Source organism: Ruania rhizosphaerae (assembly GCF_009805705.1).
Taxonomy (GTDB): domain Bacteria; phylum Actinomycetota; class Actinomycetes; order Actinomycetales; family Beutenbergiaceae; genus Ruania; species Ruania rhizosphaerae.
The window spans coordinates 36,269-57,523 of sequence record NZ_VSMB01000007.1 but is presented as its reverse complement, the minus strand read 5'-3'; the positions used below and the strand labels follow the sequence as shown (position 1 = coordinate 57,523).

The 21,255-nt window shown below is 69.6% G+C and carries 19 protein-coding genes; 7 read left to right on the top strand and 12 right to left on the bottom strand.

Annotation, left to right across the window (positions count from 1 at the left end; all coding sequences use genetic code 11):
* Window positions 1–38 precede the first annotated feature (38 nt).
* Window positions 39–1,478: an MFS transporter gene (locus tag FV560_RS11205; protein ID WP_235020072.1), complete on the top strand. Its 1,440-nt coding sequence runs from the start codon at window positions 39–41 to the stop codon at window positions 1,476–1,478.
* 76 nt (window positions 1,479–1,554) lie between these two features.
* Here the strand turns inward: FV560_RS11205 and FV560_RS11200 are convergent, their stop codons facing one another.
* The 3 genes from FV560_RS11200 to FV560_RS11190 all read right to left on the bottom strand — a co-directional run bounded on the left by FV560_RS11200 (window position 1,555) and on the right by FV560_RS11190 (window position 5,550).
* Window positions 1,555–2,568 carry an aldose 1-epimerase family protein gene (locus FV560_RS11200; protein WP_159621628.1) on the bottom strand — a complete coding sequence of 338 codons (1,014 nt, stop codon included), beginning with the start codon at window positions 2,566–2,568 and terminating at the stop codon, window positions 1,555–1,557.
* Between the two features lie 158 nt (window positions 2,569–2,726).
* A complete protein-coding gene (purL, locus tag FV560_RS11195) occupies window positions 2,727–5,042 on the bottom strand; it encodes a phosphoribosylformylglycinamidine synthase subunit PurL (protein WP_159621627.1) in 2,316 nt (771 codons plus the stop codon).
* Window positions 5,043–5,244: 202 nt separating this feature from the next.
* A complete protein-coding gene (locus FV560_RS11190) occupies window positions 5,245–5,550 on the bottom strand; it encodes an antibiotic biosynthesis monooxygenase (RefSeq protein ID WP_159621626.1) in 306 nt (101 codons plus the stop codon).
* A 368-nt stretch (window positions 5,551–5,918) separates the two neighbouring features.
* Here FV560_RS11190 and sigJ point away from each other — a divergent pair, with 368 nt between their 5' ends.
* From sigJ to FV560_RS11165, 5 genes are read left to right on the top strand one after another with little or no spacing between them, the layout of a single operon-like run.
* Window positions 5,919–6,878: an RNA polymerase sigma factor SigJ gene (gene sigJ / locus FV560_RS11185; RefSeq protein ID WP_159621625.1), complete on the top strand. Its 960-nt coding sequence runs from the start codon at window positions 5,919–5,921 to the stop codon at window positions 6,876–6,878.
* 40 nt (window positions 6,879–6,918) lie between these two features.
* On the top strand, window positions 6,919–7,425 hold the full coding sequence (locus tag FV560_RS11180) for a universal stress protein (protein WP_159621624.1): 507 nt from the start codon (window positions 6,919–6,921) through the stop codon (window positions 7,423–7,425).
* On the top strand, window positions 7,422–7,934 hold the full coding sequence (locus tag FV560_RS11175) for a CrcB family protein (RefSeq protein ID WP_159621623.1): 513 nt from the start codon (window positions 7,422–7,424) through the stop codon (window positions 7,932–7,934). Before FV560_RS11180 ends, FV560_RS11175 begins: the two co-directional genes overlap by 4 nt.
* On the top strand, window positions 7,931–8,305 hold the full coding sequence (locus FV560_RS11170; protein WP_159621622.1) for a fluoride efflux transporter FluC: 375 nt from the start codon (window positions 7,931–7,933) through the stop codon (window positions 8,303–8,305). Before FV560_RS11175 ends, FV560_RS11170 begins: the two co-directional genes overlap by 4 nt.
* A 49-nt stretch (window positions 8,306–8,354) precedes the next feature.
* Complete coding sequence (locus FV560_RS11165; RefSeq protein ID WP_159621621.1) at window positions 8,355–8,753, top strand: spore germination protein GerW family protein; 399 nt, start codon at window positions 8,355–8,357, stop codon at window positions 8,751–8,753.
* A 232-nt stretch (window positions 8,754–8,985) separates the two neighbouring features.
* On the opposite strand, the gene FV560_RS11160 is transcribed toward FV560_RS11165, so the two are convergent.
* The 7 genes from FV560_RS11160 to FV560_RS11130 all read right to left on the bottom strand — a co-directional run bounded on the left by FV560_RS11160 (window position 8,986) and on the right by FV560_RS11130 (window position 17,547).
* Window positions 8,986–9,987, bottom strand: coding sequence for a GDSL-type esterase/lipase family protein (locus FV560_RS11160; protein ID WP_159621620.1), 1,002 nt, complete (start codon window positions 9,985–9,987; stop codon window positions 8,986–8,988).
* A gap of 157 nt (window positions 9,988–10,144) precedes the next feature.
* Entirely contained in the window at window positions 10,145–11,326 is a 1,182-nt protein-coding gene (locus FV560_RS11155; RefSeq protein ID WP_159621619.1) for an aminotransferase class I/II-fold pyridoxal phosphate-dependent enzyme, read from the bottom strand.
* A gap of 234 nt (window positions 11,327–11,560) precedes the next feature.
* On the bottom strand, window positions 11,561–12,700 hold the full coding sequence (locus tag FV560_RS11150; protein WP_235020071.1) for an FUSC family protein: 1,140 nt from the start codon (window positions 12,698–12,700) through the stop codon (window positions 11,561–11,563).
* Between the two features lie 53 nt (window positions 12,701–12,753).
* Window positions 12,754–14,043 (bottom strand): MFS transporter, encoded by a 1,290-nt coding sequence (locus FV560_RS11145; RefSeq protein ID WP_159621618.1) that lies wholly within the window; start codon window positions 14,041–14,043, stop codon window positions 12,754–12,756.
* 136 nt (window positions 14,044–14,179) lie between these two features.
* On the bottom strand, window positions 14,180–14,749 hold the full coding sequence (locus FV560_RS11140) for a DNA-3-methyladenine glycosylase I (RefSeq protein ID WP_159621617.1): 570 nt from the start codon (window positions 14,747–14,749) through the stop codon (window positions 14,180–14,182).
* A 112-nt stretch (window positions 14,750–14,861) separates the two neighbouring features.
* Window positions 14,862–16,430: an Rv2578c family radical SAM protein gene (locus FV560_RS11135; protein WP_159621616.1), complete on the bottom strand. Its 1,569-nt coding sequence runs from the start codon at window positions 16,428–16,430 to the stop codon at window positions 14,862–14,864.
* Window positions 16,431–16,701: 271 nt separating this feature from the next.
* The gene (locus FV560_RS11130; protein WP_235020070.1) at window positions 16,702–17,547 is read right to left on the bottom strand and encodes a siderophore-interacting protein; all 846 of its coding nucleotides are present in this window, start codon (window positions 17,545–17,547) and stop codon (window positions 16,702–16,704) included.
* Window positions 17,548–17,660: 113 nt separating this feature from the next.
* Between FV560_RS11130 and FV560_RS11125 the strand changes: the two genes are divergently transcribed.
* A complete protein-coding gene (locus FV560_RS11125) occupies window positions 17,661–18,398 on the top strand; it encodes an MBL fold metallo-hydrolase (RefSeq protein ID WP_159621615.1) in 738 nt (245 codons plus the stop codon).
* An 85-nt stretch (window positions 18,399–18,483) separates the two neighbouring features.
* Here FV560_RS11125 and FV560_RS11120 read toward each other — a convergent pair whose 3' ends face one another.
* Both FV560_RS11120 and FV560_RS11115 read right to left on the bottom strand, forming a co-directional pair.
* Window positions 18,484–20,538, bottom strand: coding sequence for an acyl-CoA dehydrogenase family protein (locus tag FV560_RS11120; protein ID WP_159621614.1), 2,055 nt, complete (start codon window positions 20,536–20,538; stop codon window positions 18,484–18,486).
* An 11-nt stretch (window positions 20,539–20,549) separates the two neighbouring features.
* Entirely contained in the window at window positions 20,550–21,239 is a 690-nt protein-coding gene (locus FV560_RS11115) for a TetR/AcrR family transcriptional regulator (RefSeq protein WP_159621613.1), read from the bottom strand.
* Between the last annotated feature and the right edge of the window lie 16 nt (window positions 21,240–21,255).

Below are 21,255 nucleotides of genomic sequence, written 5' to 3'. Positions count from 1 at the left end.
GCCGCAGGCGCTCTCACACGCGTGATAGACCTGATGCCGTGCCGCCCGAGCCCCCCACACCGTCAGAGGACGAATCCTCCCGCCAGCGCTGGTCCGCATTCGCGGTGTGTCTCGCCGCCGGCTTCCTGACCCTGCTCGACGTCTCCATCGTGAACGTCGCACTGCCCTCGATCGACCGCGCCCTGAGTGCCGACCCTGCGGAGGTGCAATGGATCGTCGCCGGCTACACCCTCGCCTTCGGTCTGGTGCTGGTGCCGGCCGGCCGTCTCGGCGATCTGTTCGGCCGCCGTCGGATGTTCCTGATCGGAGTCACTCTGTTCGCGCTCACCTCGGCGTTCTGTGGGGCTGCCCAGAGCGCCGAGATGTTGGCTCTGGCGCGGGTGCTGCAGGGCGTCGCGGCCGGAACGTTGAACCCGCAGGTCATCGCGCTCATCCAGGAGCTGTTCCGCGGCCCTGAACGAGCCCGGGCGTTCGGAATGTTCGGAGCCACCGTCGGGATCTCCACCGCGATCGGCCCTCTCCTGGGTGGCGCGCTCATCGCCTTGTTCGGTGCTGAGGAGGGCTGGCGCGCCGTCTTCTGGGTGAACGTACCGGTGGGAGCGGTGGTGCTGATCCTGGCGTGGCGACTGTTGCCGAGGATCCAGCCCACCGGGCGCAAGGTCGGCATCGACGTGGCCGGGCTGGTGTTGCTGGGCATCACGGTACTGGCGTTCATGCTTCCGTTCGTAGAGTCCTCCGAGGGCGGTGGTGCCGCCGGGGCTCCGTGGTGGCTGCTCGCGGTGAGCGCGGTCGCCGGTACCGCGTTCCTCTGGTGGGAGCGACGCTACGAGAAGGCCGGCGGACATCCCGTGATCACTCGCGATCTGTTGCGTACTCCTTCCTACACCCGCGGCGCCACGGTGGGCATGCTCTACTTCGCCGGCTTCACCGGCATCTTCCTGCTCGCCACGCTGTACCTGCAGTCCGGGCTCGGTCTTGCGCCCTGGCAGGCCGGGCTGGTGCTGACGCCGTTCGCACTCGCGGGAGCGGCCTCGTCCTGGTGGAGCGGGCGATGGGTGGCACGTGCCGGACGCCGCCTGGTGATCGCCGGGGCCGCGCTGATGATCACCGGCGTGGTCATCGCCGATGTGCTGGTCTCGGTGGTCGACGGTCCGGCCGCCGCCTGGTGGCTGGCGGGAGTGCTGGTGATCTCCGGCTTCGGCAACGGGATCGTCATCTCGCCGAACCAGGCGCTCACCCTGGCCGATGTTCCGGTGCACCGGGCCGGGGTGGCCGGCGGCGCCTTGCAGACCGGGCAGCGGGTGGGAACCTCGGTCGGGGTGGCAGCGTCGGCGTCGATGTTCTTCGCGACGCTCGCGGCTACCGGCGACTACGGGCATGCGATGAGCGTGGGCCTGCGGGTGGTGCTGGGAGTACTGCTGCTGGCGCTGATCGTCGCGGTGGTGGATCAGCGGGCGCGCGGTAAGGCTGCCGAGTGATCCCGGGCGCGCCGGGGCCGGCAGTAGGTGCCATTCATCGTTGCCATGACGAGCCGAAAGCGACGATGAATGGCACTCAGCCCGCGGTGATGCCCCACACCCCGGTGAACTCCTCGCCTGCAGCGAGCTCGATCAACCCGTCGCCGGAGTTGAACGCGTCCACCGCGCAGGTCATCGGCTCGATCGCGAGCGAGGCGCGCTTACCCTCGGCGTCACTGACACCGTCGGCGGTGTAGAGCAGCACGAACGGCCACGCCTCGTCCTGCCACAGGTCGATGCGCAGCCCGTCGGGGCGGGACAGCACGGTGTGCGCGATCCCGCCGGAGTCCCGGGTCAGATCGGTGTACAAACCCAGCTGGCTGGTTCCGATCGGCCGCCCGGTCCGGCAGTCGTCCTCAGTCCCGACGGCGGAGCGTTCCGTCATGAGGCCTCCCTCACCCGTGAGGCGGGTCGCCCCGGGCACGGTGACGGTGCAGGCGTCCACCAGCGCGGTGGCGTCGGAGCCGTCGGAACTGTCTGAGCCACCTGTGCCGTCTGAGCCACCTGTGCCGCGATCGCCATGGGAGCCCGCGGCGGGCGGGCCCACAGTGAGATACGGGTGAGTGCCGGCACCGAACGGAGCCGTCTGGTCGGCGAGATTACGCACGCTCAGCCTGCTACGAAGGCCTGCCTCGGTCAGCTCCCAGCGCACGGTCATCGCCAGCGTCCAGGGGTAGCCGGGACGGGCGGGCAGTACGGCACCCAGGTCGACCCGTGATTCGGTGCGCTCGAGCAGCTCGAACTGCACCCACCGGGCGAAACCGTGGATCGCGTTGCGCGGGTCGGCCTCTTTGATGGGCAGCTGCTGTTGGGTGCCGGCATAGGCGTACTTGCCGTCGCGGATCCGGTTCGGCCAGGGAACCAGCCATTGGCCACGACCGCTCGGGCAGAGTTCGCCGGCGTCGAATCCCGCGACGATCGGCGTGCCGTTCAGCGTGTACTCGCGCAGCCCAGCCCCGGCCCGGGTGATCGCGGCCTGCTGGCCACCGAGGGTGAGCGTGTGCTCACCGAGCCCACCGAGTCGGTGCAGTGTGTCGTCGGTGATCGTCATGGGCTGGTACTCCTCATCAGAATCAATCGTCGAATTGGCTGGCTCACCCAGAAATCACACGTCGATCTGGCGGTCCAGCCCACGTCCCCATCGGCAATCGCACGTCGATTTGGCGACCGAACCGCCGCCAATTCGACGTGCGATTTCGCCATGGGCGGTCAGGCGAAGCGTGCCGGCAGGACACCCTCGTGCGCCTCGCGCAGCTCGGCGACGGTGAAGGTGAGACCACCACCCAGGTCGAGGTCGCCGTCGGAGGTGGTGCCCAGCCGCAGCACAGGGACGCTGTGGCTCTCGGCCAGAGCCACCAGATCGTTCCCGCGGTCGGGGTTCGCCGCCACCAGGGCGCGCGCCCCCGACTCGGCGAAGAGCACCGTCGCGAGGTCGATGCCGTCCCGCTCGAGCAGGCCCGTCAGGTCCAGGTCCGCACCCACGCCGTGCCGGAGTACCGCATCGGTCAGGCTCTGCAGCAACCCGCCGGCGGCAAGATCGTGCGCGGCGTGCGCCACCCCGCCCGAGGCGGCGTCGATGAGCACCCGGGCCAGGCTCCGCTCCGCGTCCAGGTCCACCACCGGCGGGCGGCCGCCCAGGTGCTCGTGGATGACTCCGGCCCACACCGATCCGGAGAACTCGGTGCGGGTGGTCCCGAGCAGGAACACCTCACGCCCGGATTCGGACCACCCCGACGGCGTCGCGTGCGTCACGTCATCCAGCACACCCAGGACGCCCACCACGGGGGTGGGGTTGATCGAGGCATCGATGTGGCCCTTGCCGACCTCACCGGCGAGGGTGGAGTTGTAGAGCGAGACATTGCCACCGGTGACCGGCACGCCCAGTTCGGCGCAGGCATCGGCCAGGCCGGTGATCGCCTGCACGAGCTGCCACATCGCGTCCGGATCCTCCGGGGAACCGAAGTTCAGGCAGTCGGTCACGGCCAGCGGCCGCGCGCCCACGGTGGCGACGTTGCGGTAGGCCTCCGCGAGCGCCTGCCGGGCCCCGGTGTAGGGGTCGAGCTTAGTGAAGCGCCCGTTGGCGTCGGTGGCGATCGCAACCCCGAGGCCACTGGTCTCGTCCACGCGGATCACCCCGGCGTCGTCGGGCTGGGACATGGCCGTGTTGCCCTGCACGTACCGGTCGTACTGATCGGTGATCCAGGACTTCGAGGCGAGGTTCGGCGAGGCGAGCACGGTCAATGCCTGGGTTCGCACGTCCTCCGGCGAGGCCGGCCGCGGAAGGCGAGCTGCGTCGTCGGCGTTGAGGGCATCCTGCCAGGCGGGCTTGGCATACGGACGGTCGTAGACGGGACCCTCGTGGGCGACCGTCTTCGGGTCGACGTCCACGATCCGCTGCCCGTAGTGGTCAATGGTGAGCCGTCCCGTACCGGTGACCTCACCGATCACCGAGGTCTCCACATCCCATCGGCCGGTGATCGCGAGGAACTCCTCGAGCTTGTCCGGCGCGACGACCGCCATCATGCGTTCCTGGGATTCGCTCATCAGGATCTCGCCGGCCGTCAGGGTGGGATCGCGCAGCAGCACGTTCTCCAGGTCCACGTGCATGCCGCCGTCACCGTTGGAGGCGAGCTCGCTGGTGGCGCAGGAGATACCGGCGGCACCGAGGTCCTGGATGCCCTCCACGACGCGAGCGGCGAAGAGCTCCAGACAGCACTCGATGAGCACCTTCTCCATGAACGGGTCGCCCACCTGCACACTGGGGCGCTTGGAGGGCTTGTCCTCGTCGAAGGTCTCGGAAGCGAGGATCGAGGCGCCGCCGATGCCGTCACCGCCGGTGCGGGCGCCGAACAGCACCACCTTGTTCCCCGCGCCTTCGGCGTTGGCGAGGTGGATGTCCTCGTGCCGGAGCACCCCCACGCACAGGGCATTCACGAGCGGGTTGCGCTGGTAGGAGGCGTCGAACTCGGTCTCGCCGCCGATGTTCGGCAAGCCGAGCGAGTTCCCGTAGCCGCCCACGCCGGAGACCACGCCGTGCACCACGCGTGCTGTGTCCGGATGGTCGATGGCGCCGAATCGCAGCTGGTCCATCACCGCCACCGGGCGCGCGCCCATGGAGATGATGTCGCGGACGATGCCGCCCACACCGGTAGCGGCGCCCTGGTAGGGCTCGACGTAGCTGGGGTGATTGTGGGACTCGACCTTGAAGGTGACCGCCCAACCGTCGCCGATGTCGACGACTCCGGCGTTCTGCCCGATCCCGACGAGCAGGTGCTCGCGCATCTCCTCGGTCGTCTTGTCGCCGAACTGGCCGAGATGGCGCTTGGAGGACTTGTAGGAGCAGTGCTCGGACCACATCACCGAGTACATCGCCAGTTCAGCGGCGGTGGGGCGCCGGCCGAGGATGTCCACGATCCGCGCGTACTCGTCCTCCTTGAGTCCGAGCTCGGCGTAGGGGAGCTCGGCGCCGGGAGTGGCGGTGGCGTTCTCGACCGTGTCGGGGGTACCGGCTGGAGCGGTGGTCATCTGGATCCTCACGCGATGCGGGCGGCGCCGGCGGGCTGGCTCGTCGCGGCGCTCAGGAAGCGATCCAACTCTACTGGTCCGGCTTGCCATTCCCGTCACTGCGCGAGGACACCGACGGCCCCGATGACCCCGTGCCGAGTGCGAGGCGCCGCGGACTGACGTGTCCACGCAGATCCAGGATCAGCGCCAGGATCGCGCGTGGCTACTGTGGCGCGTACTCACCGACCACCGTGTACAGCCCTGGCCGAGCTGTGGCGATGGCCGCGACGCGTCGGGTGTACCCCGCGGCGGCCGGATCGGCCTGCGTTGCCTCGACATCCGCAGCGCTTTCCCAGCGGGCCACGTTGAGAACGCGGCGCTTGTCCGCACTGGCGAACAATGTCACCGAGATGAGACCCGGCCGCTGCGAGATGACACGCTCGGTGCCTTCCTTCAGAAGGTCGATCAGCTCCGGCTGCTGGGACGGTTCCACGTCAATGACGTTGACGAACGTGACGGGGTTCGACATCTGCGCTCCTCCTCGTTGCGGGTACTCCCGGGCCCGCGTGGGCCTCGGAAGGGCGACCGTGCAGGCCGTCCTACCGAGGAAGACGACGTAACGCGCTGGAGTGTGAGGCGGGTGGACGCCTCGGCGAGCGGCGGCACTGCCGCGACCACGCCGCTCGCATGACGTGGCTGCCTACGCCCCGGCGCCTGTTGTCGGCCGGCGCGCTGCCGGAGAGGATGGAGTGCGGTCACGTTCTGCCACCGAGGGCGTCGGCTCACACTCCGGGGCGCTGTCTCGTCTGTGAGTTGAGGCCACCAGTGCGAGGGACGTGGGCCGGCACGGATCCGCGGGTCTTCATCTCGCGCGCGAACCGCTGAGGAAGTAGCACGATGACCAAGAACGCCCAGGAGTTCAGCGAGCAATCCCGCCATGGCGTCCTCGCACGGCAACGGCCTGTGCTTCTCGGTCTGACCTACCGCATGCTGGGCTCGTTCGCTGACGCCGAGGACGTCGTGCAGGAGGGCTACCTGCGCTGGTACCGGCTCACCGATCGCGAGCGGGAGGCGATCGCCTCACCGCGCGCTTGGCTCATCAAGACCACCAGCCGGATCGCCCTTGACCTGCTGGGCTCGGCACGCGCGCGTCGCGAGCGGTATGTGGGCCAGTGGCTGCCCGAACCCGTACCGACGCCGGGCGTGTGGCACAGCAACGCAGGGAGTGCCACCGCGGCTGACCCCGCTGACAGCGTGAGCGTCGATGAGTCCGTCTCCATGGCGCTGCTGGTCGTGCTGGAGGCCATGACCCCTGCGGAGCGTGTCTGCTTCACCCTGCATGACGTCTTCGCCTACACCTTCCCCGAGATCGCTGAGATTGTCGGCCGGTCACCCGTAGCATGCCGTCAGCTCGCGACATCTGCGCGGCGTCGTGTGCGGCAGGAACGGCGCACGCCGGTCGCGCCCAGCGAGCATGCGCACCTCGTGCGATCGTTCAAGACCGCCTGGCAGACCGGTGACCTCGCAGCCCTGATCGCAATACTCGATCCCGACGCAACCGCGATCACCGATGGTGGCGGACTGGTGTCCGCGTCGCTCGACCCGCTCCGCGGCCCCGACGCGATCGCACGCTTCTTCCTCAACGTGCTCGACCGACAACCCGGCCTGGGTATCCGGGACGGACTCGTGAACGGCGAACCCGGACTCATCGCGAACGATCACAGCGGCCGCACACTCGCAGTCATCAGCTTCAGCACCTCCGGAGCGGAGACGATCGACCGCATCTGGGCGGTCCGCAACCCCGACAAGCTCGGAGTATGGGAGCAGACATCACCGTTGGCACACCCGACGGCGTAACGTGCTCTTGCACAGCAACGTCCGGTTCCGGGAGGTCACCATGAGCACCACGCACGCCCGTCCGTGGCACGGCGAACCCGCCTCCCGGCCGGTTGTCGTCGGCGTCGAGCCCGGTCAAGACCTGCGCGTCGTGCGGCACGCGGCGGCCACGGCGCAGGTCTACGGCACCGGGCTGGTGGTGGTCTGGGTGGATCCCGCGCACGTGCTCGTACCCGGCGATGCGGCCGGGGTGATGACCATGGTGCCGGTCGACCCCGACGACCCGGGCGACACCCCCAGCCACGCCGAGCAGGAACTGCACGAACTCGTCGAGGGCGAGCTCACGCCGTCGGCAGTGGCGTGGCGTTTCGTCCACAGCGCCGGTGAGGTGGCGCGGGGACTGGCACAGGTGGCGGCCGAGTACGAGGCGCCGATGATCGTGGTCGGAGCGCGCAAACCGGGCTTCTCGGGCTGGATGAACGAGGTGATCGGTGGCTCGGTGGCCGGCCACCTCGTGCACGCCCACGAGATCCCGGTGCTGGTGGTGCCGCTGCCGGAGCAGCGGTGAGCTTCCGGCTCGGCTTGCTGGTCGCACTGGGTGGAGCCATCGGCACCCTCGCCCGGTTCGGGCTCGCCGAGTCACTGCCCACCCCCGACGGCGTCCCGTGGGCCACGTTGACGGCGAACCTGCTCGGGTCCTTCCTGTTGGGGGTCCTGCTGGAGGCGCTGGCCCGCGCCGGAGAGGAGAATCGGGTGCGCCGGGCAGTGCGGCTGGGACTGGGGACTGGGCTACTGGGCGGTTTCACGACCTTCTCCAGCCTGGCACTGGAGACCGAACGGCTGCTCGTCGATGGCGAGGTAGGGATCGCGAGCATGTACATGCTGGTGAGCCTGGTGCTGGGGTTGCTGGCAGCGCTGGCGGGGATCGCGGTGGCGAGCCGGCCGGCCGGGAAGGGTGACGGCCGGCCACGTGGGCGCGGTGACGGCCGGCCGGGTGGTCCGCACGGGCTGGGCGGACAGTACGGACCGCACGATGGCGGCTCCCCAGGTGAGTCCTCGCGGGGTGAGGATCGATGACAGTGCTGCTGATCGCCGTCGGGGGCGGCCTGGGGGCAGCCCTGCGGTTCTGGACGGACGGGGCCATCCGGTCTCGATGGCAGCCGGCGCTGCCGGTGGCGACGATGATGATCAACACGGCCGGGTCACTGGTGATCGGTGTGCTCGCGGGACTGCTTCCGGCCGGTGTTCTCGGGCCTGGGCCGGTGGCGGTGCTGAGCGTGGGACTGTGCGGAGGGTTCACGACGTTCTCGACCGCGATGGTGGAATCGGCCCGGCTGTGGCGGGCGGGAGACCGGCGGCGGTGCGTGCTGAATCTCGTGCTGACGATGGTGGCGACCCTGGTTGCCGCGGCGGTGGGAATGGCCGTGACAACATTGATCGCGGCCTGATCGAGCTGTGGGGGCATGATGGGTGGCACGCCTATCCGAGGAGGACTCCATGAGCCGCAGCACCGGTGACCCGAACCTGCCGATCGAGACCCTGCGCGAGGCACTGACCGTGCGCCGCGTGTTCGGGGAGGCCTACACCGTGGGCGAGACAACCGTGATCCCTGTGGCCCGGGTGATGGGTGGTTCCGGTATGGGGTACGGGATGGGTAGTGGGCGCGACCCGCAGGCCGCGTCCGAGGGCCCGAATGCCGAGGGCTCCGGGGGCGGCGGGGGTGTGGGGCTGTGCGCCTGGCCCGCCGGCGCCTATGTGATCCGCGACGGCGAGGTGACCTGGAAGCCCGCATTCGATCTGAACCTCGCCGTCATCGGCGGGCAGGTGCTCGGCGCCGTGGTGGCCACGTCGGTGGCGTGCGCGCTGCGGGCCAAGTTCCGCCGTCGGATGTTCTGAGGCACCCGGGCCTGCACCCGACGCACCTGGCACCCGGCCACGACACCCGGGCGCCTCACCACTCCCCTTACTTCACCACACCCTGACCGTTCGAATCCTGGTCCGGCATAGGAATCCCGCTGCGGGTGGCCGCAGCGGGATTCGAACGCAGCACGGGGATTCCAATGAGAGCCGGCCAGTCCCCGCGCGCGCCGATGTGCCACGGGCCGATCCAGGGAATCAGTGGAAGCGATCAGCGTGCTGCTCGGCCGAGAGCCGCGGTGAGCCGCTCGCCCATCAGCCGGTATCCCTCCGGACCCGGGTGCAGGCGATCGTGCAGCAGGTCCGCCTCGTCGAGCCCGAGGATGCTGAGCCCGTCGATCAGCGTGATCTCGGCACCGTGCGCATTCAGCGCTGCCACCACCTCTTCGATCGCCTCGCGCATCTGCACCAACGTCAACCCGCCCGCGCTCGGGCTCTCCTCCCGGTCCGGGCTGCCGATCGGGGTGATCACCGCGAGCCGTGCCTGCGGGTGGGCCGCCCGCACACGCTCCACAAAGCCGGAGATCTGCGGCGCAAACGACCGCCCTGTGAACGAACCCTGCCCGTGGATGTTGATCCCCAGGCACAGCGAGATCACGTCCGCAGGGGTCTGGGCGATGGCGTGCTCGGCGATGGGGTCCAGGTGGCACTGCCCGCCGAATCCGAGGCAGGTCAGATCCCACCCGAGCCGGTCGGCCACGATGGCCGGCCAGGTCTCGCTCGGCCCCGCCGCAGCACTGCACTGCGTGATGGAGCTGCCGTAGGTGGTCCACCGCGGCCGCTGCGGTAGGGGCCGCAGCACACTTGCGCCCTCCACACCCAGGGGTCCGACGGCCGAGCGCCCCCGCTGCGGGAGCCACACCGCCACGTCGTGCTCACCGTCGGGCAGGCCCACCTCGAGCACCTGCTCGCCCAGGCCGACCTCGATGCGCTGGTGGAGGTCGCCGTCGACGGTGACATCGAGGGGCCAGGGTTCCTCGTTCTCGTCATAGTTCAGCGGGAGGCTCAGCGCGGAGGCGTCGGTGCGCAGTTCCACACGAACCCCGGCCGCCATGCGCGCCGGGAAGAGCAGCGCATCAGAATGGGCGCGGTCGGCTCGTTCCGGGGGCAGCCGCCAGGGGTGCCACCAGGAACCGTCGGGCACCCAGCCGACGGCGCCGCGCCAGTACGCGGATGAGACAGATGGTTCCAGGATCCGGGCTTCGTCGCTCACGGGCGACAAGCGTATCGCCGGGGTTCCTCACCGGCGAGCCACCCCGCGAGGGTGCGCGGGAGCGGGAATCGACCACGAGCGCCGACGCCGGGCCCACGAGGGTGGCCTGGGTGTCGAAAACTGGCCGAGAATTCGACACTCAGGCCACCCCCGTCGCTCAGCTGATGAACGCGCGGATCCGGGCGACCGCCTCCACTACGGCGTCATGCCCGGCCGCGAACGAGAGCCGCACATAGCGCCCGCCGTGCGAGGGGTCGAAGTCGATCCCGGGCACCACGGCCACGCCTTCCTCCTCCAGCAGCGCCTGCGCCCAGGCGGTGGCATCGGCGAAGTGACCCAGGGTGGAGGCGAGGTCGGCGTAGAGGTAGAAGGCGCCGTCGGCGGGGGCGATCGGGCCCCACCCGAGCGAACCGACGGCGTCGAGAAGACTAGCGCGGGTGCGGGCGAAGTCCGCGACCCGGGCGTCCGCGGCGGCATAGGAGGCTTCGGTGAACGCCTCAACGGCGGCGTAGGCGGCGGGAGCCGGCGGGCACAGGGCCACGTTGCCGGCGAGGGCGTCGACGGCGGAGCGCAGGTCTGCGGGCACGAGCGCCCAGCCGATGCGCCAGCCGGTCATGCCCCAGTACTTGGAGAAGGAGGAGACCACCACCCCGGTGCGGGAGGTCTCCCAGGCGCTGACGCCGCGCGGGTCGGCGGCGCCCGGGGCCGGGTAGGTGATGCCGTGGTAGATCTCGTCGCTGACCAGGCGCACGTCGTGGGCGTCGCACCAGGCGGTCAGGGCGGCCAGTTCGGTGCGGGTGAGCATCGTGCCGGTCGGGTTGGCCGGGGAGGCGACCACGAGGCCGTGCAGCGGGCCGTCAGCAGCGGCTGCGTCCAGGAGCTCGGGAGTGGGCTGGAAGCGATGCTCGGGCCCGCACGGGATGTCGACCACGTCGCAGCCGAGCGCGGTGAGGATGTTGCGATAGGCGGGGTATCCCGGGCTGGCGAGCGCCACCCGGTCGCCCGGGTCGAAGGCAGCGAGGAAGGCGAGCACGAAGGCGCCGGAGGAGCCGGTGGTGACGGCGACGTCGTCGGCGACCAGATCGAGGCCGTACCAGCGGGCGTAGTGGGAGGCGATGGCGTCGCGCAGCGGGCGCGGCCCGAGAGCCGAGGTGTAGCCGAGGTCGTTGGCCTCGTGCAGTGCAGCCGCGCGGGCGGCGACGTCCGGGGGCGCTCCGCCGGCGGGTTCACCCGCGCACAGAGAGATGACGTCCCGCCCTGCGGCGCGCAGTTCGGCGATCCGGTCGAGGATGGACATCACCTCGAAGGGCGGGACTCCTGCGCGGTGGGCGACCTTCATGGTGGGCAGGGTATCTGGGTGCCCGCGCTATGCGAGTCACCGAAGCCGAATCGCCGAAGGTCCGTGTAGGAGCAGACGGTAACCTAGTGACATCTCCCCGCGTGCGGGGATGAGTCGGCCTACGGCTGCGGCCTCCTGACGCTCGCTCCGTCATCTCCCCGCGTGCGGGGATCGGCCCAGCGGACATCTTGGGTCCAAGGGTTGGGAAGAGGCGTGCGAGGACGGCGGATCGGCCTACGCCCCTGACGTCCCTTCCCGTGCGGTGGTGACGTCGTCGACGATCACGAGCAGGTGCCGCACACTGGTCAGCAACGCGCCGTAGACCGGCCACAGGTCCCCCGCCGGCACCCCATCCGGCCCGGAGAACCTCCGCGCGAGTGCATCGATCCGCTCCCCGATGCCCTCGCCCTCGCCCTCGCCCTCGCCCTGAAGCCTGCGCCCGAGGTCACGGACGATCAGCACCCATTCGCGCCGGAACTCCTCGTCCCACGGCGCCTCGGCGTAGGTGGACTCCCGCAGGAGCCGAGCCAGGTGACGCAAATGCGAGACGCCCTCGTCGAGGCGCAGGAGGATCCCCTCGTACTCCACCTCACCCGTGGGGCGGGCCCGGACGCGAGCCGAGCGCAGCGACGTCGGCACATACCGGCGCGGATTGACCTTCCGGCTCTCGCGTGCGAAACGCATGGTCTGCCAGCCCTGCGCGACCTCCTCATCGATCGACTCGGTCTCGGCCACCCACACCTCGGCCCGGTCACTGCTCCACGAACCGGCCAGCTCATCGCCCATCTCGATGAGCACCGCACCGATCCGGTGGTTGAGACTGGCCACGTAGCGCTCTGCCTGCCGATCCCGCAGCGGCGGCACGAACAGCACGTTGACGGCGACCCCCACCCCGACGCCGACACTCACCTCGATCAACCGGTCAGCAAGCAGCGGCGCCTGCTCACCGAACCCACTGCCGAGCACGAACACAGCCGTGGTCGCGATCGCGATCCCCTCGCTGCGCAGCCCGGTGATCCGCGAGCCCGCGAGCCCGACCAGCACGGCCAGCGCAAAGGTCCACACGCTCACCCCGATCAGGCCCCCGACCAGGAACGACAGCCCGACGCCGATCGTCGTGGCCACGGTCGTCTGCACCCCGCGCGTGAGTGACCGGTACACCGTCGCATGCACGGCCAGCAACGCCGTCCACGGAGCCAGGAACGGCAACTGAGACTCGAGCACGTTCACCGAAAGCCACCAAGCCACCGTCGCCGCGATCACGCACTTGACGATCTGCAGCGCGTCCGTGACGAACTCGGGTGTGCGCACGCGGTCCAGCAGGCCGGCCAGCATCACACCCCCTGACGTCGACAACCTCCGAGCAGCCCTCATCAGGCTCCCCAGCCACAGTAGAACTGGCTGAGCATCAACGACACTCGAGCGGGCTACGGAGCCGGCCGGTCGCCGTCGTAGGCCAGGAACCTGCGCTGCGCCAGGGCCAGCACGGTGATCGCCACCAGGCACAGCGCCCCGCCGATCACGGCGGCGAGCCCCTCCCCGAACCACGACGCTTCGGTACCCACCGCCAGGTCGCCGAGCCGTGGCCCACCGGCCACGACCACCACGAACACCCCCTGCAGCCGCCCACGCATCGCATCGGGGGTCGCCGCCTGCAGGATCGTCTGGCGGAAGATCGAGGAGATCGAGTCCGCCGCACCGGCAACCGCGAGCAGCACACACGCCGCCACCAGCGCCCACACGATCACCCCCTCCGGTGAGGTCCGCCCGACCAGCAGCAGCACCACCCCGAACCCGATCACCGCGAGCGCGAACACAGCGATCGCGGCCACGATCGCCTTCCCTTGCGCTCGCACACCGGTCAGGCCACCGGAGAGCATGCTGGCCAGCACGGCCCCGACGGCGATCGCTGCCGTGAGCACACCGGTGGTGGTCTCCCCTCCTCCGATGAGGACCACCCCGACGGCGGGGAACAGTACCCGAGGCATGGCCAGGATCATCGCGCTCAAGTCGAGCAGGAACGTCATCCGCAGGTTCGGTCGCGTGCCCAGGTAGCGCAGGCCATCCATCACCGACCGCCATCCGGCCACTCGCGGGCGTGCGTCATCCCGACCGTCGTGCTCGGGCGGGATGTCCGGCAGTCGCCACAGCGCATAGAGCGATGCGGTGAACAGCAACAGGTCGAGGGTGTAGGCCACCCTGAATCCCTGCCACGCCACGAGCACCGCGCCGAGCAGCGGCCCGAGCGTGAGCGCCACATTCCATGCCAGTGTCTGCAGCGCATTCGCGGCGGCGAGCTGGCTGATCGGTATCAGCCGCGGGATGATCGCCGACCGTGCCGGATTGTTGACGGCACTGGCGGCCGACTGCAGCGCTACCAGCACGTAGAGCAGCCAGACCGAATCCAGCGACAACCAGGCTTGCAGGGCGAGCATCGCTGTCACCACGAACAACACGGTGGAGGCGGTCAGCGCCACTCGTCGGCGGTCGAACTGGTCCACGAGCGCCCCGCCGTACAACCCGAGCACCACCAGCGGCACCAGTGCGAAGATCCCGAGGATGCCCACCGCGAGTGTGGACGCGGTGATCGCGTACACCTGCAGTCCCACAGCCACGGTGGTCAACTGGGTGCCGAGGTTGGATATCCCGAGCCCCCACCACAGCCGGCGGAACGCACCGACGCGCAGCGGCGCGGTGTCGGCGAACAGTCGGGGCACGATGCCCGAGCCTACGCCGGTCACTCAGGGGCTATGTCGCCTGCCCGCGGATCGGCCTGTCCCCGGGCCCCTGCGCGACTCGGCCACCTCGGCCCTCGGGCCCCGTCGGAGTGTGCCACGCCGGCTGTCGCCCCGGTCACTCCACCCGCCAGCACCCCTCGATGTGATCGTCGACCATCCCCGCCGACTGCATCAGCGCGTACATCGTGGTCGGACCGACGAACCGGAATCCCCGCTTACGCAGCGTCTTGCTCATGGCAGTCGACTCCGCCGTGACGGCCGGGACGTCGTCGAACGTCTGCGGTCGCGCGGCTGGTGCCGGGGCGAAGGACCACATCAACGCATCCAGCTCCCCCTCGGCCATCTCCTGCACGAGCCGCGCGTTCTCGATGGTGGCCACGATCTTCGCCCGGTTGCGGATGATGCCGGCATCGCCCATGAGTCGTTCGATGTCGTCGTCGCCGAACTGCGCCACCTCTTCAGGGACGAAGCCGGCGAACACCTCACGGAAGCGTGGCCGTTTGCGCAGGATGGTGATCCAGGACAGACCGGCCTGGAACCCCTCCAGTGCCATCTTCTCGAAGAGGGCCCGGTCGCCCCGCAGCGGGAAGCCCCACTCCTGGTCGTGATAGCGCTCGTAGTCGGCGTCCGAGCCGACCCAGCCACAGCGGATGCGCCCGTCGGTTCCGGTGATGAGGGAGTCCATAGTTCTCAGCGTAGAGAGAGGCACCGACATCGCCGCACGCCCGGACGCAGGCGCGAGCGGGAGGGCGATCGCGGCGTGAACGCACCGCACTCGCCGGCCCCGTCCTCCGAGTTCAGAACAGCACCGCCTGCACCGGTCGAGGATCGACCTGCGCCGCCGCCGGCAGCGCCGGATCCCCGACGGCGTCCGGATCCGTCCGTAGTGTCCACCTCGCCCCACGCTCGGCGTCGTCCCGCACGAAGCCGTGCCGACGGCGCAGCGTGCGCACTCTGCCGGCGAGCCAGTCGCGGTACTCATTCGTGGTGTAGGAGCCGCGCCCGAAGAGCGCCCGGTACTTGGGCACGAGCGCCGGGTACTCACGAGCCAGCCAGGCCATGAACCACTCCCGAGCACCGGGCCGCAGGTGCAGCGGCCCGGCGGTCACCCAGGCACCGCCGGCCTCGCGGATCGCGCCGAACAGCTCGTCGAGATGCTGCTCGGAGTCGGTGAGCCAGGGCAGGATCGGCATCGCCATCACCGTCGGGCGCAGACCGGCGTCGGCAACGGCTCGGATCAGACCCAGTCGCGCCTGCGGGGTGGGTGTGCCCGGTTCCACGCGTTGCTGCAGTTCGGGGTCGGTGAAGGCCAGGGAGATTCCCACACCGACGTCCACTCGTTCGGCCGCCCGCTGCAACAGTGGCAGGTCACGGCGCAGTAGCGGACCCTTGGTGAGGATGGAGAACGGGGTGCGTGACGCCGTCAGGGCCTCGATGATGCCCGGCATCAGCCGGTAGCGCCCTTCTGCCCGCATGTACGGGTCGGAGTTGGTGCCGAGCGCCACGTGCTCACGCTTCCAGGACGGCTTCGCGAGTTCGGCGCGCAGCACCTCGGCCACGTTGGTCTTGACCACGATCTGGGTATCGAAGTCGGCACCGGAGTCCAGGTCCAGGTACTCGTGGGTCTTGCGCGCGAAGCAGTTGTGGCTAATGACGCCGTTGGCGATGAAGTCCCCGGTCCCGGTCGTGATGTCAACCAACCGGCGCTCTGCACCGAGGTCTTCGACGCTCGCGACGCCGAGGTCTGCTGAGGTCTTCACTGCCTCGCCGATGATGGCGAGTTTGCGGGTGATGGCTGGACCAACTCGAGGGCCAAGACCGTTGCCACTGCCGGAACCGAGACCGAACCCCATCAGCGAATTGTTGATCGTCAAGTAGGCACGCCGACCCTGGCCGGGAGCACCCGGGGCCACATACTTCCAGCCACGGGCCGTCAGGAATCGGTGGTCGCCGCTCGCTACGATCTCGGTGCCATCGCGAAGGGTTGTCCGGTACGCACGCTTGCGGGTTCGCCACGACGCAAGCACCGTCGTCTCGACGTATCGCCGGTCCTGTCCTTCCAGCCGCGTCCCCACGATGCGGTCCCCGACGTCAAGCTCGCCGATCGGCTTCTGACGCCCATCAGCCATCAGCACGAGCGTGTCCGGGCTCAGGCAGTACACGCACTGGTGAAGGCATCCACGCGTGGGGTTGATCGTCCACGCGAACGGCATCCGCGACCCACCGGGTACGCGGTTCAGCGCGCTCTTGCATAGCACCTCATGGAACGTCACGCCCGCGAACTCGGGCGTCGTCACACTGCGGATCAGTCCGCGCAGCGGCAGCAGCGCTCCGGCGTCCGTGGCTTGCTGGGCTTCCCATCGCATACCAACAGTCGAACATACATTCGACGATGGTGGGTGGCTTCGACACACCTGGCATCCGCCGACCAGATCACGCCAACCGCTGCATCACCGTGCGCGATCGCTGACTTGCTCGGCATCTACGGCGCGAACGCCGAGCAAGTCAGCGCTCGGCTGATCGATCGGACCGGTCACTCCTCTCAGGGGCCCGAAACTCGGGGTGAAACCCGAGAAGGGGCCGAAAGTTCGGCCCCTGGAGGGGCGGCACCCCCTCGGGAGACTCGCCACCCGCACCCTACGCCGAGCGGCGCGCCTCCTCGGCTTCCATCTGCGCCACCCACTGGCGCTTCATGGTGCGCCACTGGTCGTCGTTGGTGCCGCGCTTCCAGTACCCGGAGGCCGAGAGATCCTCCTTCGGCACATCCCACTCGAACCGCAGCAGCGAACGCAGCTGCTTGACCACGTCGGCGTCGCCATGGACGAACGCGTGCACGCGCCCTGCCGGACGGTCCAGCTCGCGCACGGCCTCCACGAGCGCCTCGCCCGGCTCGGCATTCGTGCTCGAGGCAGAGCGGTGGATCCACTGCACCTCGGCCCCGGCAACGGTGAGCAGCGGTTGCTCCTCGGCCGGATCGGCCACCTCGATGATCGCCCGCACCACCGCCTCCTCCGGCATGGCCTCCAGCGTGGCAGCGATCGCGGGCAACGCACTCTCATCGCCGGCGAGCAAGTGCCAGTCAACCTCGGGATTCGGTGCGTACCCGCGCCCCGGCCCGAACAGTTGCACCTGGTCACCGGGCCGCGCCGCAGCCGCCCAGGGCCCGGCAATACCCTCGTCGCCGTGCACCACGAAGTCGATGGTCGCGTGCCCGGACTCGGGATCCCATGCACGGATGGTGTAGGTGCGCATCACCGGCCAGTCCTCAGCGGGAATCCGCTCCTTGACCTCCTCGAGGTCGAACGGCTCACTCACGCCGGTACCGGGCCGCGGCAGCAGCACCTTCACATAGGTGTCGGTGTAGCCGGCCGGGTCCACGTCCAGCGGCCCACCGCCCGGCGCGGAGAACACCACCCGAACCATGTGCGGGGTGATCCGCTCGCTGCTGACGACCTCGGCGCGCTGCGCCACTCCCTTGGGCACGAGGCCCTCCTCACCACATCGACGGGCAGCACACGAATGCCACCATCTCTAAGGTAAGCCTAACCATCATCGCCGGATAGCCCAACCAACGTGGCCGATGCCACACTCGTGCGGTGGACATCACCGACGGCGTCCTGGTGCTCACCTCCCGCACCATGCACACCACGACCACGGTCCTGCACGAGGGGAGCTGCGCCGTCGTGGTGGATCCGGCCTGGCACGCCGATGAGCTAGCGAGCCTGGCGGACCTGCTCACCTCCCGCGGCCTGATCCCGGTGCTCGGCTGGGCCACCCACGCCCACCACGACCATGTGCTCTGGCACCCCGGCCTCGGCACTCCGCCGCGGCTGGCGAGCCCGGCCGCCGCCCAGGACGCGGCCGCGCACCTGAGTCAGCTGCGTGCGGCACTGGACATGCCGCCCGATCTCCTCTCCCTGGCAGGTGAGATCGCAGCCCACGACGGCGACCGGCTGCCCTGGCAGGGACCCGTCGCCCAGATCCTGACTCACCACGCCCACTCCCCCGGACACACCGCCCTGTGGCTAGCCGGCCCCCGGGTACTGATCGCCGGGGACATGCTCTCGGACGTGGAGATCCCGCTGCTGGAGGGCAGCACTCTCGCGCAGTACCGCGCGGGGCTCGAGCTGCTCGCCCCGTTGGTGGAGCAGGCGAAGATCCTCATCCCGGGGCATGGCACCGTCGCCCGAGCGGGCACTGCCGATTCACCGCGCGCACGCCTGGCGGCCGACCGCCGCTACCTGGATGACATGAGCGGTGCCGACCCACGCCTGGCCCACGCCCACGACTGGCTGCTGGAGGCGCATGAGGCGAATCTGCGGCGGGCTCGCTGACGCACACGACCGGCATGCGTCGAACCTGGGACTGTGGTGACGCGGCTCAACGCCTGAGTGTCGATCCGGTCAGCGAGCGCCCGCCTCAGCCCTTCTTCTGACTCTTCTCACTCACCGGCTCATCTCCGGCTGCCCGGCGGCGCCGGTAGTAGTCGCGCGCCTCCCGCTGGCGCCGCCCCTCCACCCCGGTACCGATCACGGCGCCGATGTGCTTATCGGAGTACCCGAACGCCTCGACCAGATCCTGCGCGTGGTGACGCAGGCGCGGCAGCAGCCGGTTGATGTAGGACGTGACCGTGCGCGCCCGCTGAGCGGAGATCCGGCCGTTGATGAGGTACCAGGAGAGGTTGTTCTCGATCGTGACCAGCCCGAACAGATCCCGCAGCCAGGTCATCACCTTGCGGGTGTCATCGTCACGGATACTGGCGACCGCCTCGGTGAAGGCCTCCCACTGCAGCAGCTCTCCGTGTGCGCGCGCGGCCTCGATGAGGTCGTGCTGGTGGGAGTTGAACAGCGCTTGCGCCACATCCGCCGGCGCGCCCTTGGCGGCGCGGAGTGCGAGGGCGATCTCCTCCACCATGGACTCCACCCGGTCCTCGAGCAGCTCGCGCTGTGCGTCGGGATCGCGGATCTCCCCGGCCGAACGGGCCCGCGACCCGCCGTCCTGGATGGACTGTGCCGCGCGCCGCAGCGGCGTGCGGTGCAGCGTCATATCGACGGCGCGATCAGCCACCCAGCGCACCGCACCGGCCACGTCCATCTTCGCCATCTCGCGCCCGTAGTCGGTGAGCAGTCGCTTGCCCACCAGCTGCAGGAGCACGTGGTTGTCGCCCTCGAAAGTGACGTAGACATCCATGTCCTGGTGCCAGGTGACGAACTTGTTCTCGGTCAGGTATCCGGCCCCGCCGCACGCCTCCCGGCAGGTCTGGATCGTCTCCAGCGCGAGCCAGGTACTCAAGGGCTTCGACGCTGCGGCGAGGGTCTCCAGGTCCTGCCGGTCGCCGTCGGTGTCGTGCTCACCGGAGAAGACCTCGTGGAAGCGCTGCCCGAGCTGGTTGTGCATGAACTGGGCGGCATAGGTGCGCGCGAGCAGGGGCAGCAGCCGGCGCTGGTGCTGCTGGTAGTCCATCAGCACGGTCTCGACGTCCTCGTCGGCTCCGGTGAACTGGCGCCGCTCGTTGGCGTACCGGATCGCGGTCGCGAGCGCCATCTTGGAGACGACGACGGCGGACCCGCCGAGAGAGACCCGGCCCTGCACCAACGTGCCGAGCATGGTGAAGAAGCGCCGCCCGGGGCTGTCGATCGGTGAACTGTAGGTGCCGTCGGGGGCGACGTCGCCGTACCGGTTGAGGAGGTTCTCCCGAGGGATGCGCACGCGGTCGAAGTGCAAGCGTCCGTTGTCGACGCCGTTCAGGCCACCCTTGGGCCCGTCGTCCTCACCGCCGACCCCTGGCAGGAAGTCGCCGGCGGACCCGTCCGGCGCAGTCTCGCGGATCGGCACGTAGAAGGCATGCACCCCGTGGTTCACCCCGGCGGTGATCAGCTGGGCGAACACCACGGCAGCGGTCCCGTGGTCGGCGGCGTTGCCGATGTAGTCCTTCCAGGCACCTCGGAAGGGGGTGTGGATCTCGAACTCCTCGGCCTGCGGGTCATAGGTGGCCGTGGTGCCGATGGCTGCCACGTCGGAGCCGTGCCCGGTCTCAGTCATCGCGAAGCAGCCGGGCACGGTCAGGTCCATCGCCCCCGGCAGGAGCCGGTCGTGGTGGTCCTCGGTGCCCAGGTGGAGGATGGCCGCGCCGAACAGACCCCACTGCACACCACCCTTGATCTGCAATGACGGATCGGCCACGGCGAGCTCTTCGAAGCCTGCGATGTTGCCGCCCGGGTCGTCATACCCGCCGAGCCGTTCCGGGAAGGCCCGGTTCACGACCTCGAGCTCGACCAGGTAGCGCGACTGCTCGAGCACGCGGGCGCGATGCTCGGCCACAGTCAGGCTGTCCTCGCGGCGCAGACGCTCGTCGAGCATGAGATCGCGCACCCGACGGCGGTGCTCGCCCCACCGTCCGTCGACCAGGTCGGCCACGGCGCTGGTGTTGAGGGTCAGGTCGGACGCAGCGGTGCGGTCCGCAGTTGTGGTCATCGGTGCTCCCGTCAGGATGAGGTCGGGGTGTGGAAGGCTCCGGCGCCGCGCCAGAGCCAGTCGGTCATGAGGTCGGCCATGGCGTGGGCCGGCGGATGATCGTCGGAGGTGTCGCTGAGCCACAGGTCACCGACGCCGCGCACGAAGCCGACGATTCCGGCAGCCCAGGCGGCAGCCAGGCGCGGGTCGGATCCGGAGGCAGCGAGCCGATCCCGCAGCGGGATCTCCACCGAGGCGGAGATGGTGGCCTGGAATCGAGAGAGGGAGGCACCCTCGTCGCCATCGCCCGAGCGGGTGATGAAACGGTAGACGTGCGGGGACTTGTCGATCATGGTCGCGTACACGCCGACCATGGCGCGCAGCCGGTCGCGGGGGTCGGAGTCGGCGTGAGCGGCAGCGTCGAAGGCCTCGGCCATCTCCTCCAGCACGAGATTGCCGACAGCGCTCTGCAATCCGGCCTTGTCGGCGAAGTAGCGGTAGACGATCGATTTCGAGGTCTCCATCGCAACCGCGAGCTCATCCATCGACAGGTCCGGCCCGCCGTGGTGAACCGCACGGCGCGCCGCCCGGGCCAGGGCGCGACGACGTTCGGCACGGTGGGCATCCCACCGGCGGGAACGGCCGTCCGCTCCACCATCGGCCGGGTCAGGGCGTTCGACCGGGTCCGGCTCGGGCACCGACCTCGCTGTGACGCTGTTCACGTACTCAGAGTATCAG

Excerpts from the sequence above, each read along its gene's own strand:
- FV560_RS11200 (WP_159621628.1), bottom strand. The coding sequence starts at position 2,568 with ATGACGATCACCGACGACACACTGCACCGACTCGGTGGGCTCGGTGAG.
- purL (WP_159621627.1), bottom strand. The coding sequence starts at position 5,042 with ATGACCACCGCTCCAGCCGGTACCCCCGACACGGTCGAGAACGCCACC.
- FV560_RS11190 (WP_159621626.1), bottom strand. The coding sequence starts at position 5,550 with ATGTCGAACCCCGTCACGTTCGTCAACGTCATTGACGTGGAACCGTCC.
- sigJ (WP_159621625.1), top strand. The coding sequence starts at position 5,919 with ATGACCAAGAACGCCCAGGAGTTCAGCGAGCAATCCCGCCATGGCGTC.
- FV560_RS11180 (WP_159621624.1), top strand. The coding sequence starts at position 6,919 with ATGAGCACCACGCACGCCCGTCCGTGGCACGGCGAACCCGCCTCCCGG.
- FV560_RS11170 (WP_159621622.1), top strand. The coding sequence starts at position 7,931 with ATGACAGTGCTGCTGATCGCCGTCGGGGGCGGCCTGGGGGCAGCCCTG.
- FV560_RS11165 (WP_159621621.1), top strand. The coding sequence starts at position 8,355 with ATGAGCCGCAGCACCGGTGACCCGAACCTGCCGATCGAGACCCTGCGC.
- FV560_RS11155 (WP_159621619.1), bottom strand. The coding sequence starts at position 11,326 with ATGAAGGTCGCCCACCGCGCAGGAGTCCCGCCCTTCGAGGTGATGTCC.
- FV560_RS11150 (WP_235020071.1), bottom strand. The coding sequence starts at position 12,700 with ATGAGGGCTGCTCGGAGGTTGTCGACGTCAGGGGGTGTGATGCTGGCC.
- FV560_RS11140 (WP_159621617.1), bottom strand. The coding sequence starts at position 14,749 with ATGGACTCCCTCATCACCGGAACCGACGGGCGCATCCGCTGTGGCTGG.
- FV560_RS11135 (WP_159621616.1), bottom strand. The coding sequence starts at position 16,430 with ATGCGATGGGAAGCCCAGCAAGCCACGGACGCCGGAGCGCTGCTGCCG.
- FV560_RS11120 (WP_159621614.1), bottom strand. The coding sequence starts at position 20,538 with ATGACCACAACTGCGGACCGCACCGCTGCGTCCGACCTGACCCTCAAC.